The 19,296-nt window shown below is 61.6% G+C and carries 16 protein-coding genes; 8 read left to right on the plus strand and 8 right to left on the minus strand.

The annotated features are described in order from the left end of the window. Positions 1-256 precede the first annotated feature (256 nt). Together oadA and HCI85_RS08700 are read right to left on the minus strand one after the other, a co-directional pair. Positions 257-2,065 (minus strand): sodium-extruding oxaloacetate decarboxylase subunit alpha, encoded by a 1,809-nt coding sequence (gene oadA, locus HCI85_RS08695; protein WP_167144114.1) that lies wholly within the window; start codon positions 2,063-2,065, stop codon positions 257-259. Positions 2,066-2,081: 16 nt separating this feature from the next. Continuing rightward, positions 2,082-3,500 (minus strand): acetyl-CoA carboxylase biotin carboxylase subunit, encoded by a 1,419-nt coding sequence (locus tag HCI85_RS08700; protein WP_090250877.1) that lies wholly within the window; start codon positions 3,498-3,500, stop codon positions 2,082-2,084. Between the two features lie 189 nt (positions 3,501-3,689). Here HCI85_RS08700 and HCI85_RS08705 point away from each other — a divergent pair, with 189 nt between their 5' ends. Beyond that, the gene (locus HCI85_RS08705; RefSeq protein WP_090250880.1) at positions 3,690-4,652 is read left to right on the plus strand and encodes a LysR family transcriptional regulator; all 963 of its coding nucleotides are present in this window, start codon (positions 3,690-3,692) and stop codon (positions 4,650-4,652) included. On the opposite strand, the gene HCI85_RS08710 is transcribed toward HCI85_RS08705, so the two are convergent. Beyond that, positions 4,594-4,818, minus strand: coding sequence for a PA3496 family putative envelope integrity protein (locus tag HCI85_RS08710; RefSeq protein WP_160086176.1), 225 nt, complete (start codon positions 4,816-4,818; stop codon positions 4,594-4,596). The two genes, HCI85_RS08705 and HCI85_RS08710, sit on opposite strands and share 59 nt — an antisense overlap. Positions 4,819-4,907: 89 nt before the next feature. Beyond that, on the minus strand, positions 4,908-5,774 hold the full coding sequence (gene hexR, locus HCI85_RS08715; protein WP_090250886.1) for a transcriptional regulator HexR: 867 nt from the start codon (positions 5,772-5,774) through the stop codon (positions 4,908-4,910). Between the two features lie 111 nt (positions 5,775-5,885). On the opposite strand from hexR, the gene zwf reads away from it, so the two are divergent. After that, positions 5,886-7,373, plus strand: a complete 1,488-nt coding sequence (gene zwf, locus HCI85_RS08720) for a glucose-6-phosphate dehydrogenase (RefSeq protein ID WP_167144116.1) — start codon at positions 5,886-5,888, stop codon at positions 7,371-7,373. Between the two features lie 8 nt (positions 7,374-7,381). Here the strand turns inward: zwf and HCI85_RS08725 are convergent, their stop codons facing one another. The 3 genes from HCI85_RS08725 to HCI85_RS08735 form a co-directional block, all read right to left on the minus strand. Continuing rightward, positions 7,382-8,056, minus strand: a complete 675-nt coding sequence (locus HCI85_RS08725) for a hypothetical protein (RefSeq protein WP_090250891.1) — start codon at positions 8,054-8,056, stop codon at positions 7,382-7,384. Positions 8,057-8,219: 163 nt separating this feature from the next. Beyond that, a complete protein-coding gene (locus HCI85_RS08730) occupies positions 8,220-9,488 on the minus strand; it encodes an MFS transporter (RefSeq protein WP_167144118.1) in 1,269 nt (422 codons plus the stop codon). Positions 9,489-9,562: 74 nt separating this feature from the next. Continuing rightward, complete coding sequence (locus tag HCI85_RS08735) at positions 9,563-12,445, minus strand: EAL domain-containing protein (RefSeq protein WP_167144120.1); 2,883 nt, start codon at positions 12,443-12,445, stop codon at positions 9,563-9,565. 222 nt (positions 12,446-12,667) lie between these two features. Between HCI85_RS08735 and uvrD the strand changes: the two genes are divergently transcribed. The 5 genes from uvrD (at position 12,668) to HCI85_RS08760 (ending at position 18,131) form a co-directional block, all read left to right on the plus strand. Continuing rightward, entirely contained in the window at positions 12,668-14,872 is a 2,205-nt protein-coding gene (gene uvrD, locus HCI85_RS08740; RefSeq protein ID WP_167144123.1) for a DNA helicase II, read from the plus strand. Between the two features lie 32 nt (positions 14,873-14,904). Then, complete coding sequence (locus HCI85_RS08745) at positions 14,905-15,993, plus strand: TRAP transporter substrate-binding protein (RefSeq protein WP_167144125.1); 1,089 nt, start codon at positions 14,905-14,907, stop codon at positions 15,991-15,993. Between the two features lie 103 nt (positions 15,994-16,096). Then, the gene (locus HCI85_RS08750) at positions 16,097-16,675 is read left to right on the plus strand and encodes a TetR/AcrR family transcriptional regulator (protein WP_167144127.1); all 579 of its coding nucleotides are present in this window, start codon (positions 16,097-16,099) and stop codon (positions 16,673-16,675) included. A gap of 104 nt (positions 16,676-16,779) precedes the next feature. Next, positions 16,780-17,625 carry a Tim44 domain-containing protein gene (locus tag HCI85_RS08755; RefSeq protein ID WP_167144129.1) on the plus strand — a complete coding sequence of 282 codons (846 nt, stop codon included), beginning with the start codon at positions 16,780-16,782 and terminating at the stop codon, positions 17,623-17,625. Between the two features lie 137 nt (positions 17,626-17,762). Next, positions 17,763-18,131, plus strand: coding sequence for a VOC family protein (locus tag HCI85_RS08760; protein WP_090250911.1), 369 nt, complete (start codon positions 17,763-17,765; stop codon positions 18,129-18,131). A gap of 3 nt (positions 18,132-18,134) precedes the next feature. Here HCI85_RS08760 and HCI85_RS08765 read toward each other — a convergent pair whose 3' ends face one another. Further along, positions 18,135-18,728 (minus strand): hypothetical protein, encoded by a 594-nt coding sequence (locus HCI85_RS08765; RefSeq protein ID WP_167144131.1) that lies wholly within the window; start codon positions 18,726-18,728, stop codon positions 18,135-18,137. Positions 18,729-18,859: 131 nt separating this feature from the next. Here HCI85_RS08765 and HCI85_RS08770 point away from each other — a divergent pair, with 131 nt between their 5' ends. Continuing rightward, on the plus strand, positions 18,860-19,270 hold the full coding sequence (locus tag HCI85_RS08770) for an SMI1/KNR4 family protein (protein WP_090250916.1): 411 nt from the start codon (positions 18,860-18,862) through the stop codon (positions 19,268-19,270). Positions 19,271-19,296: the final 26 nt, after the last annotated feature.

Here is a 19,296-nt window from a genome sequence, read left to right on the forward strand (position 1 = left end):
ACACCTGCTCGAATAAAAGGTCATGCCCCCACCACGCGTTGTGCTGATACCCGCAGTTTTGCCCAGTCTCCTGCTGAGAACAGCAGAACCCTGCACAGCGGGGCATAACCGAAAAAAGGAGCCTTACGGCTCCGGGGACTCAGGCACTGGGCCTAAAAACCCATGCAGGCGCGACGAATAAGCCGCGCCTGCGGTGTAAAAAGAAGCCCCAAAAAAGCCATTCAAATGCCTGTTCAAACAGCCGGGGCTTCCGAGGTTAACCTTCGATTTCCACCAGTACGTCGCCCGGATTGACCCGGTCGCCCTTGGCCACATGCACCGCCGTCACGGTACCGGCAATCGGCGCCTGCACTTCGGTTTCCATCTTCATCGCCTCGCTGATCAGTACCGCCTGACCGGCCTTGACCGTGTCACCGACTTTGACCAGTACATCGACGATATTGCCTGGCATGCTGGTGCTGACATCGCCCGGCGCACTGGCCTGCTTACGCTTGCCAGAACTGCCCGCGACAAAATCATTCAGCGGTTCAAACACCACTTCTTCCGGCATGCCGTCGATCGACAGGTAGAAGTGGCGCTTGCCGTCGCTCTTCACGCCAACGCCGGTGATGTCGACGCGGTAGCTTTCGCCGTGTACATCCACCACGAATTCGGTCGGTACGCCTTCACCACCCGCAGGGACCACACCGCCGGCTTCCGGGATCGGCAGCAGCACTTCCGGCGTCAGGGTGCCGGCAGCGCGGTCTTCAAGGAACTTGCGCCCGATATCCGGGAACATGGCATAGGTCAGCACGTCCTCTTCGGACTTAGCCAGGCTGCCGATTTCCTCACGCAGTTTGGCCATCTCCGGCTTGATTAGGTCGGCCGGACGCACTTCGATGACTTCTTCGCTGCCAATCGCCTGCTTGCGCAGCTGTTCGTTGACTTTGCCCGGCGCCAAACCGTAGCGGCCTTGCAGGTAGAGCTTCACCTCGTTGGTGATGGTTTTATAACGCTCACCGGCGAGGACGTTGAACACCGCCTGGGTGCCGACAATCTGCGAGGTCGGTGTCACCAGTGGAGGGAAGCCGAGGTCTTCACGCACCCGCGGGATTTCCGCAAACACCTCGTTGATGCGGTTTAACGCGCCCTGCTCTTTCAGCTGGTTGGCCAGGTTGGACATCATCCCGCCCGGCACCTGGTTGACCTGCACGCGGGTATCCACGGCGGTGAACTCGCTTTCGAACTGGTGGTACTTCTTGCGCACGGCGTGGAAGTACAGACCGATCTCCTGAATCAGCGCCAGATCCAGCCCGGTGTCGTAGGGGCTGCCCTTGAGCGCGGCGACCATCGACTCGGTACCCGGATGGCTGGTGCCCCAGGCGAAGCTGGAGATGGCGGTGTCGATATGGTCAGCACCGGCTTCAATCGCCTTGAGCTGGCACATCGAACCCATGCCAGCGGTGTCATGGCTGTGGATAAACACCGGCAGGTCGACTTCCGCCTTCAGCGCCCGCACCAGATCAGCAGTGGCGTACGGGGTGAGCAGACCGGCCATATCCTTGATCGCGATGGAGTCGATGCCCATGGCCTGCATGGCCTTGGCCTGCTTCACAAACGCCTCAACGGTGTGCACGGGGCTGGTGGTGTACGCGATGGTGCCTTGTGCGTGCTTACCGGCGGCCTTCACCGCTTCAATGGACACGCGCAGGTTACGCACGTCATTCATCGCATCAAAGATGCGGAATACGTCGATGCCATTGACGGCGGCCTTGGCCACAAAGGCGCGCACCACGTCATCACTGTAGTGGCGATAACCGAGCAGGTTCTGTCCACGCAGGAGCATCTGCAAGCGGGTGTTAGGCAGACCGGCCTTGAGTTTGCGCAGGCGCTCCCAGGGGTCTTCCTTGAGGAAGCGCACGCAGGAATCGAAGGTCGCGCCGCCCCAGACTTCCAGCGACCAGTAACCGACCTGATCGAGCTTGGCGCAGATCGGCAGCATGTCATCCAGGCGCATGCGGGTGGCGATGATCGACTGGTGGGCATCGCGCAGGATGGTATCGGTGATGGTGATCTTCTTGTTCATGGTCTGATTCCTTCCCCTACAGGCCGGCGTGGGCAGCGATGGCGGTGGCAATGGCGATGGCCAGGTGCGACGGGTTGCGCTTGATCGAGTATTCGGTCAGCTCCGGGTGCGACTCGACAAAACTGGTGTTGAACTGGCCGCTGCGAAATTCCGGGTTACGCAGGATTTCCTGGTAATAGGCAGCGGTGGTCTTAACCCCTTGCACGCGCATGTCATCCAGGGCGCGCAGGCCACGGGCCAGGGCTTCTTCCCAGGTCAGCGCCCAGACGATCAGCTTCAGGCACATGGAGTCGTAGTGCGGCGGAATGGTGTAGCCGGTGTAGATCGCCGTGTCGGTGCGTACCCCAGGACCGCCGGGGGCGTAGTAACGGGTGATCTTGCCGAACGAGGGCAAAAAATTGTTCTTCGGGTCTTCGGCATTGATACGGAACTGCAGAGCGAAACCCCGGTGGATGATGTCTTCCTGCTTGATCGACAACTCCAACCCCGAGGCGATACGGATCTGCTCACGGACGATATCGATGCCGGTGATTTCTTCGGTGATGGTGTGCTCCACCTGAACCCGGGTGTTCATCTCCATGAAGTACAGCTCGCCGTCCTCGGCCAGCAGGAACTCCACGGTACCGGCGTTCTCGTAACCCACCGCTTTGGCGGCGCGTACCGACAGATCGCCGATGTAAGCGCGCTGCTCAGGCGTCAGCTGGGGGCTGGGGGCGATCTCAATCAGCTTCTGGTTACGCCGCTGGATTGAGCAATCGCGCTCGAACAGGTGCACGGTGTTGCCAAAACTGTCAGCAAGCACCTGCGCCTCAATATGCTTCGGGTTGACGATGCACTTTTCCAGAAACACTTCGGCACGGCCGAAGGCTTTGGTCGCCTCGGAGATCACCCGTGGGTAGGCCTGCTCCAGCTCGTCGCGGCTGTTGCAGCGGCGGATACCGCGCCCGCCGCCGCCATTGGTGGCTTTGAGCATTACCGGGTAGCCGATGCGGTCGCCTTCGCGCAGTGCCTCGGCGATATCCGCCACGTTGCCTTCGGTGCCGGGTGTGCAGGGTACGCCGGCGGCGATCATGCTGCGCCGCGCTTCGGTCTTGTCGCCCATGCGCCGGATCACTTCCGCGCTCGGGCCGATAAACTTGATGCCCCGCTCGACGCAGATGTCCGCCAGCTCGGCGTTTTCCGAGAGAAAGCCATAGCCGGGATGCAGTGCATCACAGCCGGTTTCCACCGCCAGGTTGACCAGCTTGCGCGGGTTCAGATAGCCGGCCAGCGGTTCCTCGCCAATGCTGTGGGCTTCGTCGGCGCGCTTGACGTGCAAGGCGTGGCGGTCGGCATCGGAGTACACCGCCACCGAGCGAATACCCATTTCGGCACAGGCCCGCACGATGCGTACGGCAATCTCACCGCGGTTGGCTATCAGGATTTTCTTGATCACGAGCCAGCGTCCTCGATCACGTGAGCAGGCGAACGGCAAAACCGGTCGACGTGTGACCGCAACAGCAGCAGCGGTCAGGTGCTCACGCTACGCCGGCTTGGTGATTAACCAAAATCAATTATTATTGGGTTAGGCATTAGCTAAAGCTTATAGTTAAGCCTGGCCACTGCCCTCACACAGGTGAAATTTGTGCGTAAGTCCTTGCTGCGTATGACTTTTCGTCAGATTCAGGTGTTTCGCTCAGTGTGCAGCCATCTGTCCTACAGCCGCGCCGCAGAGGAAATGGCCCTGACCCAACCCGCCGTAAGCCTGCAGATTCGCCAGTTGGAAGAGCTGATCGGCCAGCCGCTGTTTGATTACATCGGCAAGAAGCTGTACCTGACCGAAGCCGCCGAAGCCCTGCAACGCGCCAGCGCGGATATTTTCGGCCGCCTGGAAAGCCTCGACATGCAGCTCTCTGACCTACAGGGCTCACTGCAAGGGCAATTGAGCCTGGCGATCGAATCCAGCGCCAAGTACTTCATTCCGCACCTGTTCGCCGCTTTTCGCCAGCAATACCCGGAAGTCAACTTACAGCTGGTGGTCACCAATCACACCCAGGCCCTTAAACGCCTGAACGCCAACCGTGATGACCTGTTGATCATGTCGCGGGTGCCAACGGACATGAACCTGGAGTTTCTGCCCTTTCTGACGAACCCGATCATCGCCGTGGCGCCCGCCGATCACCCGTTGTGTAGTCAGGGCCCACTGAGCCTGCAGGACCTCACCGCATTTCCGCTGCTGATCCGCGAAGCGGGCTCCGGCACGCGCCAGGCCTGTGAGGAGTATTGCCACCAGAAGCGCGCGCACTTCGCGCAAACCTTGGAAGTCGGCTCCATGGAAGGTCAGTGCGAAGGCGTCATCGCCGGCCTTGGCCTTGCCCTGCTGCCACGTCACGCGGTGCGCCGCGAGTTGGAATGCGGCGTCCTGCGTGAGCTGCCGGTGAGCGAGCTGCCGCTGCTGCGCAGCTGGTGCCTGGTGCACCCGCGCAGCAAATACCTGTCACCGGTGGCCCAAGCGTTTTTCGCCTTCGTGCGCGATCAACGCAGCCTGATCAACACGCTGGCTGAGCGGTTTGCTGCGCCAATGCCTGCTTGCCCGCCAGGTAATTAGCTGCAATCAACTCCGGAAAGTCGACCAACTCATGTTGCAGCTGACGCTGCTCGGCATAGCTTTCAATGGCGCGACGGTATTCCATGCGGCGCTGGTCGATCAGCTTGCGCCGAGCTTTTGCATCGCTGCTTTCGTGAGACTGCGGTTTATCCAGATAGCCAGACATAGGGTGCAACTCCCAAGCTGAGTAAGGGAGTACCAGCATCGACCCTGGATATGACGCTTTGATGGCCACGCGATAACGTGGCGATGACATCAGTCTTCGACGGTTTTATGCGACTTCGGCGACAGGCGCAGGCTGCGCAGACTGCGTTTGACGCTCTTGAGGTGGTTAACCAGGCCTGGGCCGCGAGCCATGGCCACACCCATGGCGAGCACGTCGATCACCACCAGGTGGGCGATGCGCGAAGTCAGCGGGGTGTAGATTTCAGTGTCTTCCTGCACGTCGATGGCCAGGTTGACCGTGGCCAGATCCGCCAGCGGCGTCTGACTCGGGCACAGGGTGATCAACGTCGCGCCGGTTTCACGCACCAGGTTGGCGGTGATCAGCAAATCCTTGGAGCGCCCGGACTGCGAAATGCAGATGGCCACGTCGGTAGGTTTCAGGGTCACCGCACTCATCGCCTGCATGTGCGGGTCGGAATAGGCTGCAGCCGTGAGCAGCAGGCGGAAGAACTTGTGCTGGGCATCCGCCGCCACCGCACCGGACGCACCAAAGCCATAGAACTCCACACGCTGGGCATTGGCAATCGCGGCAATGGCCTGCTGCAAGGCCTGGGTGTCGAGCTTTTCGCGCACTTCGATCAGGGTGTGCAGGGTGGTGTCGAAGATTTTCAGGCTGAAGTCGGCCACCGAGTCGTCTTCATGGATGGCGAACTGGCCGAAGCTGGCACCGGCCGCCAGGCTTTGCGCCAATTTGAGCTTGAGGTCCTGAAAACCGGTGCAGCCAATCGCCCGACAGAACCGTACGATCGTCGGCTCGCTGATGCCGACGCTATGGGCCAGCTCAGCCATGGAGCTGTGCATGACCGAAGCCGGATCAAGCAGAACATGGTCGGCGACCTTGAGTTCCGATTTGCGGAGTAGATGACGCGACTGGGCAATGTGCTGCAACAGGTTCACAGGTTTAGGCTCGGCTTTTGGCTAACGAATCCATCTAGCACGCCGCATCGGAGTCATGACTCGGTTATGATCGGCGAAAGACAGGTTGTAGTGGTCTTGTAGTTATACTACATGGCCGCCGCCGCCGCACGGTTAAACCGAGTCGGAGTTCCCACCTTGAGCATTCCCTGCGACATGCTGGTGTTTGGCGGCACCGGCGACCTGGCCCTGCATAAACTGCTGCCAGCGCTCTATCACCTGCATCGCGCCGGTCGCCTGCATGGCGACACGCGTATTCTGGCCCTGGCGCGCAGCGCGCTCAGCCGCTCAGCGTTTCAGGCCCTGGCCGAGCGCCATTGCCGCGCTCAAGTAGCGCGCAACGACTTCGACAATGACACCTGGGCCAGCTTCGCCGCACGGCTTGATTACTTCGCCATGGATGCCAGCCAGAGCGCCGATTTCGGCCGCCTGGGCAAACGCCTGGGGAACGATCCAGAGCGGGTGCGCATTTACTACCTGGCCACCGCGCCGGATTTGTTTGAAGACATCGCCTCGCACCTGAAAATCGCCAGCCTGGCTGGGCCCAAGGCGCGCATCGTGCTGGAAAAGCCGATTGGCCATTCGCTGGAGTCAGCTAAGGCCATCAACGCGGCCATTGGCGCCGTGTTCGATGAGTCGCGGGTGTTCCGCATCGACCACTACCTGGGCAAAGAGACGGTGCAGAACCTGATGGCACTGCGCTTTGCCAACGCCCTGTTCGAGCCGATCTGGCGCGCCGGGCATATAGACCACGTGCAGATCAGCGTGTGCGAAACCCTCGGCGTGGAAAATCGCGGCGCTTACTACGAAAAAGCCGGCGCCATGCGCGACATGATCCAGAACCACCTGCTGCAGCTGCTGTGCCTGGTGGCCATGGAAGCGCCGGTGCGTTTCGACGCCGAGGCGGTGCGTAACGAGAAGGTGAAAATCCTCGAAGCCCTGAAACCCATCACCGGTCTCGACGTTCAGGACAAAACCGTGCGCGGCCAATACACCGCCGGCAAGATCGGCGGCCAGGAAGTGCCCGCCTATTACTTCGAGAAGAATGTCGACAACGACAGCGACACTGAAACCTTTGTCGCCGTGCACGCCGAGATCGATAACTGGCGCTGGGCCGGTGTGCCGTTCTACCTACGCACGGGCAAACGTTTGGCGCGTAAAACCTCGGAAATCCTCATCCAGTTCAAGCCAGTGCCACATCAACTGTTCGGCGGCGGCGAAGCCAACCGCCTGTTGATTCGCCTGCAACCAGAAGAACGCATCAGCCTGCAACTGATGGGCAAGAGCCCCGGTAAGGGCATGCACCTGCAGCCGGTTGAACTTGACCTCAACCTGGCGGATGCCTTCCATAAACAGCGCCGCTGGGATGCCTACGAGCGCCTGTTGCTCGACGTCATCGAAGGCGACTCAACGCTGTTTATGCGCCGCGACGAAGTGGAAGCCGCCTGGAGCTGGGTCGACCCGATCATCAAAGGCTGGCACCAGCACTACCAGAGCCCACGCCCCTACCCGGCCGGCAGCGACGGCCCGGAGCAAGCCAGCAACCTGCTTGAACGCCACGAACGGCAGTGGATGGAATAGCCCAGCGGCTAGGCCAGTTGCTCTTCAAACACTTGCAACACCGCTTCTGGCAGTTGCTGACGTAAGCCCTCGCCGCTGATCAGCAGCAGCAGCGGCAGCAGTTTACGCAGGGTCGCTGGCTGCAACCCCGCGCACACATCGGCTTGCCGCGCCAAGGACAAACCGCCCAGCACCTGCGCTGCTACCGGCAGGTTGCGGTCCACCACCGCAGCCTCGGTGAGCTTGCACAGGTAGCCGGTAGAGAAGCTGCGTAGGCTCTCGCTGATCAGTGGCATATCGACGATGTGCCGAGCAATCTGCAGCACATGGTCAACATCGTTGATGCCGTAAATCAGCACCTTGATCTGCTTGGCCGACAAGCACTCGGCATACAGCGCCGCCGTGGCAAACGCACCATCGGCGCAGAGCTGGCGCGCCACCTCCAGGTGCAAGCTATCGGGCAGGCTGAGGTAGGTATCGAGGATCAGTCGCGGGTCCAAGTGGGTGGTCACCGCCGCCGCAAACTCAATGGGCATAACCATGATCAGCTCACGCAACTGCCCCGGCGGCATATGCGGCGCCAGCAGCGCGGCTTTCTCGGCTCCCAATTGCTGCACCAGCCCCAGTTTGACACTTAACGGGGCCATGGCCTGGGACGCCAACAACAGGCGCAGGCCGACACTCAGGCTCGCGGGTTTGCGCATACGCACCTCGATTCAATCCGGACAGGCGGGCAGGATTACTCGCGTAAGGCACAAAGGCAGCCATCTTTGATCCGGTTGCACAGCGGGCAGGCACGCTGTCGACCGATTCAGGTGGGAATAGAGGAAACACCGCGATGGCGCGGCCCGGAAACCGACCGGTGAACTATGCGGCGCTGGCCGCCGGCCGAGCGCCACGCCAGAAGTACAGCAGCACGATGGGCAGCGCCAGCAGCCCCAGCACACCGGCGCTGATAAACAACGTGGCAAAACCCAGCTGCTCGGCCAGCCAGCCACTGGTGGCGCCCACCAGCCCGGCCAACAGCAGTTGCACGCTGGCCTGCAGGGTAAAGTCCGCGCCCTCATGCTCGGGCCGGCACTGGCGCATCATCACCGCGAACAGCGCCACCGTGGACATGCCATCGGCGGTCTGCTCGAACAACGCCACCAGGTAGACCAAGCCGGTGCTGCCGCCGGCATTTACCAGCAGAGCCATGGCGGCGATCCCGCAAGCCTGCAACAGCCCGAACAGCAGCAGCGCCCGTAACGCGCCGATGCGCGCATACAGCAGGCCGCCGAGAAACGCCCCGGCGATGCCGGCCAGGCTGCTGATCAGGGTCAGCTGACCCAGCTCAGCATTGCTCCAGCCCTGATCCACCAACATCGGCTTGATCATCGGCGAACCCAGCGCATCGCCCAGCTTGAAACTCAGCAGCACCGCCAACCAGAACAGCATGCCGGGCTGTAACAGCAAGCCACGGTAATGCCGCAGCAACAGCCCAGGCCCGGCCGGCTCCGCCTGCGCCGGTTGAAACGGCAGCTCGCGTCGCTCGTTAAAACGCCAGATCGGCAGCGTCATCAGCACCAGCAGCAGCGCCACCAGCGCCACACTCAGGTTCCAACCCAGCGCATCCATCGCCAGCAGCAAACCACTGCCGCTGACCAGCATGCCGACCTTGTAGCCGCCTACCTGCAAGCTGTTGCCCAGCCCGCGCCAGCGCTCTGGCAGCAGGCGTACGGCCAGCCCATCAGTGGCAATGTCCTGAGTCGAGGCTGCCAGATTGACCAGCAGTAACAGGCCAATCAGCAAGAAAAAATGACTGTCGAACAGCCGCTCGGGACTCATCAGCGCCAGCGTCGCAATCACCGTAATGACGCCAAGCTGCAACGGCAGAATCCAACCGCGGTGATGACCCAAGCGCGGCGAAGCCAGCCGATCCACCCACGGCGCCCAGAGCACCTTGAGCAACCAGGGCAAGGCCAACAACTTGAGCAGGCCAATCAACGCAAGATCAACGCCATGCTGACGCAGCAACACCGGCAGCGAATGCGCCAGCAGCCCCGAGGGCAAGCCCTGGGCGCAATACAGCGAGGCCAGCAGGATCAGGGTGGCATTGGCCGGGCGCGCTGCGGGGGCGGAAGAAGTGGGCTGCATGTTGCGTCCTGCGAGTCAGCGAAAGCGCGACAGTAACGACCCGACTGGCGGCCGACAAGCCACCCGTCGGGCCATTAGAGCTTCTCGACCTGCTCGCGCAGCAACTTAGCGAACTGCTCGACCGGTACCGGCTTGCTAATCAGGTAACCCTGGATCTCGTCGCAGCGCTGGCTCTTGAGGAAATCCATCTGCGCCTGGGTTTCCACGCCCTCGGCGACCACCTTGAGCTCCAGGCTGTGGGCCATGGCGATGATCGCGCGGGTGATCGCGGCGTCTTCGCTGCCGGGGGTCAGATCGCGGATAAAGGTCTGGTCGATCTTCACGTAATCCACCGGGAAGCGCTTGAGGTAGCTGAGCGAGGAATAGCCGGTGCCGAAGTCGTCGATGGCCAATTTGACCCCCAGCTCGCGCAATTGCTGGAAGGTGCTGATCACGCTTTCAACGTTGTCCAGCAACTGGCTTTCGGTCAACTCCAGCTCAAGGTACTGCGCCTCAAGGCCGGTTTCATCGAGCACCTGGCGCACCAGGCTGAGCAGGTTGCCCTGGCGCAGCTGATGCACCGAGAGGTTTACCGACACGCGAATATGCGCCAAGCCCTGCAGTTGCCAGGTACGCGCCTGCAGGCATGCTTGGCGCAGGACGAATTCACCAATCGCGCCGATCAGCCCGGTTTCTTCGGCCAGCCCGATAAAGTCGCTCGGCGGCACCAGGCCCAGCTCCGGATGCCGCCAGCGCACCAGCGCCTCGGCCGCATTGAGGCTGTCGGACGCCAGGCACAGCTTGGGCTGGTAGAACACTTCCAACTGGCCTTCGTCGATGCCTTTGCGCAGCTGGTTTTCCAGCTGTAGGCGCTCCAGGGTGCAGGCCTGCAGGTTGTCAGTGAAGAACTGGAAGGTGTTGCCGCCCAGGTGCTTGGCGTGCTGCATGGCCATATTGGCCTGGCTGACCAGAGCGGAGATTTCCCGCGCGTTATCCGGCAGCAAGCTGATGCCCAGGGAGGCGCTGACCACCAGCTCATGCCCGCCCACGGTCATCGGCACGCGCAGCTTGCTCAGTAGGCGGCTTGCCAGCCGTGCCAGGCTGGAGAGGCTGCCGTAGGCGTCGATGAGGATGGCGAATTCATCACCGGACAGACGCGCCAGGGTATCGGCCTCCGGCACAGCCTGAGTCAGGCGCCGGCTGACCTGGCGCAGCAGCTGGTCAGCGACTTCATGGCCGAGGCTGTCGTTGAGCAATTTGAAGCGGTCCAGGTCGACGTGCAGCAAGGCGATACTGCGCCCGCTCTGTCGCGCACGCTGGCTGGCGTCGTGCAGGCGCTCCTTGAACAGGCTGCGGTTGGCCAGGCCGGTCAGTTCGTCGTAGTGCGACAGGTAGCGCAGGCGCTCTTCGGCTTCCCGACGCGACGACAGGTCGGCGAAGAAGCCGACGATATGGCTGACACTGCCCCGCGCATCGCGCACTACATTGAGTTGCAGCCACTGCGGATACAGCTCGCCGTTCTTGCGCGTTTCGATCAGCTCACCGCACCAGGTGCCGCTGTTTTCCAGCTCCAGGCGGATCATCTGATACTGCCGACGGCTGTCGCTGCTGCTGATCAGGCTGATTACGCTTTTGCCGACCACTTCGTCCTGGCGATAACCGGTCACGTCGCTGAAGGCCTGATTGACCGACAGCAGGCGGTAGTCCGGGTCGAGAATCACGATGCCTTCGCTGGCGGCCTCGAACACCGTGGCGGCCAGCTGTTGCTGCTGCTCCTGCACCTTGCGCGCACTGATATCGCGACGGGTGCCGAGCATGCGCAGCACGCGGCCTTCGGCGTCGCGCTCGACCGCGCGGCCACGGTCTTCGATCCACACCCAATGACCGGCGGCGTGCTTGATGCGGTATTCCACCTGATAGTCGTCACTGCGCCCCTTCATATGCTCGACCAGTGCACGACGCAGCACTGGCAGGTCATCCGGGTGCAGGCGCGGCTTGAGGTCGCGCAGCATCACCTGTACTTCATGGGGCTCCAGGCCGAAAATTTCTTTGAGGCGCGAGTGGTGCACCTCATCGCTCTGCAGGTCCCAGTCCCACAGGCCCAACTCACTGGCCTCAATCGCCAGGGTCAGGCGCGCGCGGCTCTTGCTCAGGGCGTAGGTGGTTTCATCCAGTTCAAGCGTGCGCTCAGCCACGCGCATTTCCAGCTCATCATGGGCCAGGCGTAACTCGTGCTCGGCACGCCGCCGCTGTTCCACTTCATGGGCCAGCTCACCATTGAGGCCTTCAGCCTGCTGCTTGGCGTGCTCCAGGTTGCTGATCAGTGCCTGGTTGTGAAACCGCTGCAGCAAGCTGCGCTGCACCAGCCGATTGACCTGCCAGGCCACCACCAGCAGGGCCAGCAGCAGAATACTGCCGAGCACACCCCAGCCCTGTTGCAACGGATGCTCGCTGAGCAGCAGATAGCCCACCGAAGGCAGCAGGCAGGGCAAAGCAAAACTGAGGAAGGCGGTAAAACTGATGGCATAGGCCACGCTGGCTGAAAGAATCGCCGCGGCAATCAGGCCGTAGACCAGGGCTTGCAGGTAAAACACATCCGCCGGCACCAGAGCGATAGCCGCAAACGCCAACGTCAGTCCCGAAGCGCCCGCGCCAAACAGGAACAGCAGACGCCAGGAGCGTTCAGCCTGACGGCTGGGCAATGCAGTATTGAAGGCCCGGACCTGCACCAAACGCAGCACGGCGAGGATCACCAGCCAGATTGCCCAGCTGACCAGCAGCACCGGTGGCAGCGCGCCCCATAACAGGAAGGCACACACCACGCCGCTAAGCAGCATGAACAAGGTTGGCACCTGCGAGCCCTGATAGAGCATGCGGGTGCGTTCGGCGGCGATATCTGTCGCGAACAGCTGAGCCACTTCCCGCCCGGAAGTCGGCTTGAGGCTATTGGCGGCAGCAAATGAAGTCGATGCGGTCATAGGCGATTTTCTTATAGTGGTTGCCTAAACGTCGGCGCAGCATACGCGAGCTAGACGCTTCGCCCAAGCTGGATGTGCGCCAATTCACAGTACAAATACCCAACTTTCGATGGTCACAGCCGTAGCCCATCTACGCTCGTTGAGCTGACTCACCAGTCGTCCAATAAAACCGCCACAACAGCCTGGTTTGCCCTGCCTGACGCAGCCCCCTAGAATGCCGCGATGCAAAATGACCCCGAACTCCTGATTGCCTCTCTTAATGATGCCCAACGCCAGGCTGTTGCCGCGCGTGTGGGCCGCCAACTGGTACTGGCCGGCGCCGGCTCCGGTAAAACTCGCGTGCTGGTGCACCGCATTGCTTGGTTGATCCAGATCGAGAATGCCTCGCCGCACAGCATCCTGTCGGTGACGTTCACCAACAAGGCTGCCGCCGAAATGCGTCATCGCATTGAGCACATGCTCGGTGTCAGCCCGGCGGGCATGTGGGTCGGCACCTTCCACGGTCTAGCCCACCGCCTGCTGCGCGCGCACTGGCAGGAAGCCGGCTTGGCGGAAAACTTCCAGATTCTCGATTCCGACGACCAGCAGCGCATCGTTAAGCGGGTGATCCGCGACCTCGGCCTGGATGAACAGCGCTGGCCGCCTAAACAGGCGCAGTGGTTTATCAACGGGCAGAAGGACGAAGGCCTGCGGCCAAAGAACATCCAGCCCGGCGGCGACCTGTTTCTCGCCACCATGCTGAAGATCTACGAAGGCTACGAAGCGGCCTGCGCGCGCGCCGGGGTCATCGACTTCTCCGAGCTGCTGCTGCGCGCACTCGATTTGTGGCGGGATAAGCCGGGCTTGTTGGAGCATTACCAGCGGCGCTTCCGGCACATCCTGGTCGACGAATTCCAGGATACCAACGCCGTCCAGTACGCCTGGCTGCGCCTGCTCGCCAAGGGCGGCGACAGCATGATGGTGGTGGGCGACGATGACCAGTCGATCTATGGCTGGCGCGGCGCGAAGATCGAAAACATCCAGCAGTTCTCTGATGACTTCAGCGACGCCGAAGTGATCCGCCTGGAGCAGAACTACCGCTCCACCGCCGGCATCCTCAAGGCCGCCAACGCCCTGATCGCCAATAACCAGGGCCGCCTGGGCAAGGAACTGTGGACCGAAGACGGCGATGGCGAGCCGATCAACCTGTATTCCGCGTTCAACGAGCACGATGAAGCCCGTTATGTGGTGGAATCGATTGAGGATGCCCTGCGCAAGGACGGCCTCAAGCGCAGCGAAATCGCCATTCTCTACCGCTCCAACGCCCAGTCACGGGTGCTCGAAGAAGCCCTGCTGCGCGAGAAAATCCCCTACCGCATCTATGGTGGCCAGCGCTTCTTCGAGCGCGCGGAAATCAAGAACGCCATGGCTTATATGCGCCTGCTCGACGGCCGCGGCAACGATGCGGCACTGGAGCGGGTGATCAACGTGCCGGCCCGCGGTATCGGCGAGAAAAGTGTCGAGACCATCCGCGAATATGCCCGCGCCCATGATGTGTCGATGTGGGAAGCCATTCGCCTGATGGTTGCCGCCAAGGCCTTACCGGCCCGTGCGTCGGGTGCCCTGGCCGGGTTTATCGAACTGGTCGAAAACCTCGCCGCCAAAGTGTTGAGCATGCCGCTGCACCTGATGACCCAGACCGTCATTGAGCAGAGCGGACTGATTGCCTACCACAAGGCCGAAAAAGGCGAAAAAGCCCAGGCACGTATCGAAAACCTTGAGGAACTGGTCAGCGCCGCGCGCACTTTCGACAACACCGAGGATGACGAGCTGACGCCGCTGCAGGCCTTCCTCAGCCACGCCTCGCTGGAAGCCGGCGACACCCAGGCGGCTGAAAACGAAGACAGCGTGCAGCTGATGACCCTGCACAGCGCCAAGGGCCTGGAATTCCCCCAGGTGTTTCTGGTGGGCATGGAAGAAGGCCTGTTCCCACACAAGATGAGCCTGGAAGAGCCCGGCCGCCTGGAAGAAGAGCGTCGCCTGGCCTACGTCGGCATCACCCGCGCCATGAGCAAGCTGGTGATTACCTACGCCGAAACGCGCCGTCTGTACGGCAGCGAGACCTACAACAAGGTGTCGCGCTTCGTCCGCGAGATTCCACCGCAGCTGATTCAGGAAGTGCGCCTGTCCAACAGCGTCAGCCGGCCGTTCGGCGCGGTCAGCCGCAATGTGGGCAGCAACAGCATGAGCGGCGACAGCATGTTCGCCGGCAGCGCGGTGCCGGATACCGGCTTCAACCTCGGCCAGCGCGTGCAGCACTCACTGTTTGGTGAAGGCACCATCCTCAACTTCGAAGGCTCCGGCGCGCAGGCGCGGGTGCAGGTGAATTTCGAGAGCGAAGGCAGCAAGTGGCTGATGCTCAGCTACGCCAAGCTGCAGGCGCTGTAATCGACAATCTATTCAAACAACAAGGAGCCCCCATGATCCGCCGCCCTCTGCTGCTTGCCAGCGCCCTGCTCGCCGCTTTCGGGCTGGCCGGCTGCAAGGAAGAACCTGCCGCGCAACAAGCTACCGCCGAGCCGGTACAGACTTTCCACTGGAAGATGGTCACCGCCTGGCCGAAGAACTACCCCGGCCTGGGCACCGCCGCTGAGCGTTTGGCCGAGCGGGTCAAGACCATGAGCAACGGCCGCCTGACCATCAAGGTGTATGCCGGTGGCGAACTGGTGCCGCCGCTGGAAGTGTTCGACGCCGTGTCACGCGGCACCGCCGAGCTGGGTCACGGCGCGGCCTATTACTGGAAGGGCAAGGTGCCGGCGGCGCAGTTCTTCACCGCTGTGCCGTTCGGCCTGTCCACCAGCGAAATGAACGCCTGGCTGAGCAAGGGCGGCGGTCAGGCGCTATGGGATGAAGCCTATGCTCCCTATGGCGTAAAACCGATGGTAGTGGGCAATACTGGCATGCAGATGGGCGGCTGGTACAACAAGGAAATCAATTCGCTGGATGACCTCAAGGGCCTGAAGATCCGCATGCCGGGCCTGGGCGGCGAAGTGCTGAGCAAACTCGGCGCCACCACCGTGAACCTGCCAGGCGGCGAGGTATTCACCGCTCTGCAAACCAACGCCATCGATGCCACCGACTGGGTCAGTCCCTACAACGACCTGGCCTTTGGCCTGCACAAGGCGGCCAAGTTCTACTACTACCCGGGCTGGCAGGAACCCCAGGCGGTGCTCGAGCTGCTAGTCAACCAGAAAGCCCTCGACAGCCTGCCGGCCGACTTGCAGGCAATACTCACGGAAGCGGCCCGCGCCGCCAGCCAAGACATGCTCGACGATTACGTCTACCACAACGCCATGGCGCTGGATGAGCTGAAACAGCAAGGCACCTTGCTCAAACGCTTCCCCGACGACGTACTCGCCGCCATGCAGCGCGAATCCGCCGTGGTGCTCGGCGAGCTGGCCGCGCAGAGCGAGCTGAATGGGCGCATCTGGGCTTCGATGCAGGCCTTCCAGGCCCAAGTCAGCCAGATGCACCAGCTGTCGGAGAAAGAGTTGTACAACTGGCGCTAAGTACCCGCCCTACGCACAAACAAACGGAACCTTCGGGTTCCGTTTGTCGTTTCAGACCAGCCCGACGGCGCTCGCCGCCCATACTGCTTGGCGAGGTGAGCCGATGAAACGCACAACTGTCTCCGCGTCACAGATACTCGATAGCGCCCTACAACTGGCCGATGTTTGCGGCTGGGAACGCCTGCATCTGTTCGATGTGGCGGCCGACCTGGGTGTGGGGCTGGATGCCATCGCCGTGCATTACCGCGAGAAGGATCAACTGGTGGAAGCCTGGTTCGACCGTGCCGACAAGGCCCTGCTGGCGCGCGGCAACGGCGCAGACCTGCTGACGCTTGAGCCGGCCAAACGCCTGGAAGAGCTGCTGATCGCCTGGCTCGACAGCCTGGCCGCGCACCGCGCAGTGAGCGGACAGATGCTGCTGTACAAACTCGAACCGGGGCATATCCACCTGCAGATTGGCGGTCTGCTACGCATCAGCCGCACCGTGCAGTGGTGGCGCGAGGCGGCGCGGCGGGAAACCCTGCACCTGTGCCGTATCGCCGAGGAAAGCCTGCTGACCGGCGTCTACCTGCGCTGCTTTATCCACTGGCTGCGCCACCCCGAGGAAGACCCTGCCGACTTCCGCGCCCTGCTGCGCCGGCAGTTACGCTGCGGGCCGCTACTGGTGCTGCTGCGCCGCTGACTCAGGCGCACGGGCAAAAGCTCGAAACATTCTAGGCCTAGCCAGCGCCGCTCACGCCGGGCAAGATGCCGCGCGTAGATCCAATCACCAAGAGACAGCTAACCATGCAGCGTTTCCTTAGCATCGCCCTGGCCATGTTCCTCAGCCTGGGACTGACCACCATGAGTTTCGACGCCGAAGCCAAACGTCTGGGCGGCGGCAAATCCTTCGGTTCTGCACCAAGCCACCAGGCTCGCCAGGCGCCGGCTCAGCAAACCGCGGCCCCGGCGACCGCCGGTCGTCAACCGGCTGCAGCCAGCGGTGCCTCGCGCTGGTTGGGCCCATTGGCCGGTCTGGCCGCAGGTGGTTTGCTGGCCTCGATGTTTATGGGTGACGGCTTCGAAGGCCTGCAGATCATGGACATGCTGATCTTCGGCCTGATCGCCTTCCTGCTGTTCCGCTTCCTCGCCGCCCGTCGTCAGCAAGCCAGCCCGGCGACTGCCAACGGCGCGCCGATGCAGCGTGAAATGCCAGCTGCTCCAGCCTCGATCTTCGGTGGTAGCAGTGCAGCCGCTGCGATCAAACCGGTGATCAATGCCCCGGCCTGGTTCAACGAGCAGAGCTTTATCAGCGCCGGTCGTGAGCACTTCCTCAGTCTGCAACAGCACTGGGATGCCAACGAGATGGACAAGATCGCCGAGTTCGTCACCCCACAGCTGCTGGAATTCCTCAGCCGCGAGCGTGCCGACCTGGGCGATGGCTTCCAATCCACCTACGTCGACAACCTCGATGTACAGCTGGATGGCGTCGATGATCTGAGCGACAAGACTGTCGCCACCCTGACCTTCACCGGCGTGGCCAAGACCTCGCGTTTTGACCAGGGCGAAGTATTCAGCGAAAGCTGGCGTCTGGAGCGGGCCGTTGGTGACAACCAACCGTGGCTGGTGGCCGGTATCCGCCAGAACGGCTGATCCCTCGCTATGCTGAGAAAACCCGGGCAAGTCCCGGGTTTTCTTTGTCTATCATTCAGCAACTGTATGAACTGGCGCGCGGCCTACTCAAAGTGCAATCTGATCCGCGCCAAGCACACCACCCTGAGGATTAAGCAATGATCGGATACACCACTGTGGGCACCACCGACATGGAGAAAGCCAAGTCGTTCTACACCCCTTTGCTGGCAGAGATGGGTGCCAAAATCGTCATGGATTTGGGCCGCATCGCGTTCTATGGCATCGCCAAGGGGCAGCCGATGTTTGCCATCTGTATTCCCCATGACAAGCAAGCACCGACGCCAGGTAATGGCCAGATGATCGCGCTGCCAGGCGGATCACGCGAGGGTGTGGACAAACTGTACGCCAAAGCCATCGCGTTAGGCGCAAGCGACGAAGGGGCGCCGGGCGAACGCATACCGGGCTTCTATGGCGGCTATTTCCGTGACCTGGACGGCAATAAACTGGCCTTCTTCCACATGGGCTAACCGCTAGCCCGGATCGACGCTGGTACCCGGTGGCTTGGCCGCCGGGGCTGGCTGCTGGGCCTTTTCACTCCATGCCTGGATTTCTTCACGGCGCTGACGGCTGTTCAGTTCTGCGCGATCAATCATTTCGTTGTAATCAGCCAGCCAGCTGCGCGAGCCCGGCAGCATGTTGGCCAAATCACGCATACCGGCCTTCAGCCCCTGCATCACTTGCTGATAATCACGCTCCTGAGCCTGCAATACCTTGCTCACTTCAGCGATGGTATCTGGGTTCTCAGCACGCTCAAATAACCCGGTCAGTTGTGAGGCTTGCTGACTGGCCAACAGCTCTTCCTGATTGCTCAATGCGGTCTGCTGCACGGCCAGTTGCTGCTCAAGCTGCAGGAGCTGTTTTTCCAGCGCCTGAATACGCGGCCCATCACCGGCACTGAACACGCTGTGAATATTCAGCCCGACCGAAACCAGCATCAGACTACCCAGCACCCCGGCCAACGCCAGGATAAACAGCCGGTTGCGTTTGCCAGCGGTGGTCAGCAGTTGGAGCCGCTCCTCCTCACTGAGCGCACCGCCTTCGGATTCTTGCGTTTCACTTTTCATGACTCGACCAATTAATGACGTTCAAAAATTGACGCACTATCCACATGAACAATAGCACTGTGCCAGCTTTTTGCTTAAACCCGTCTAAGGTATAAGACGCTCCCGTATTACCTGCAAAAGAGGCTAACCCCGTGGAAGAAGTCATCGAACAGTTGCGCGAACTCAACGAGCCGGTGCCCGTCCCGCTGGAGTTGCCGGAAGAAGAAACCCTGGTGGAGATTCAGGAGCAGATCCTTATCCATCTGCCCTTCGCCCTGCGCGAATACCTGCTGCAGGTCAGCGATGTGGTCTACGGCCGCCTGGAACCGGTAACCGCCAGCGACCCGCAATCGCATACCTACCTACCGGAAGTCGCCGCCACCGCTTGGTCGCTGGGCGTACCGCGCGAATTCGTGCCGCTGTGCGAAGACCACGGCAACTACTACGTGGTTGAAGAAGACGGCACCGTGCTGCTGTGGGAAGCGGAAACCGGCGAAATCAACGAAGACGAAACCTGGGAGTCGGTCTGGCACTGGGTGCGTGACGTCTGGTTGGAAAGCTAAGCGTTTTTTACGGCCTTACGTGCGGC

It is taken from the genome of Pseudomonas sp. OTU750018, assembly GCF_011636575.1.
GTDB lineage: Bacteria > Pseudomonadota > Gammaproteobacteria > Pseudomonadales > Pseudomonadaceae > Aquipseudomonas > Aquipseudomonas peli.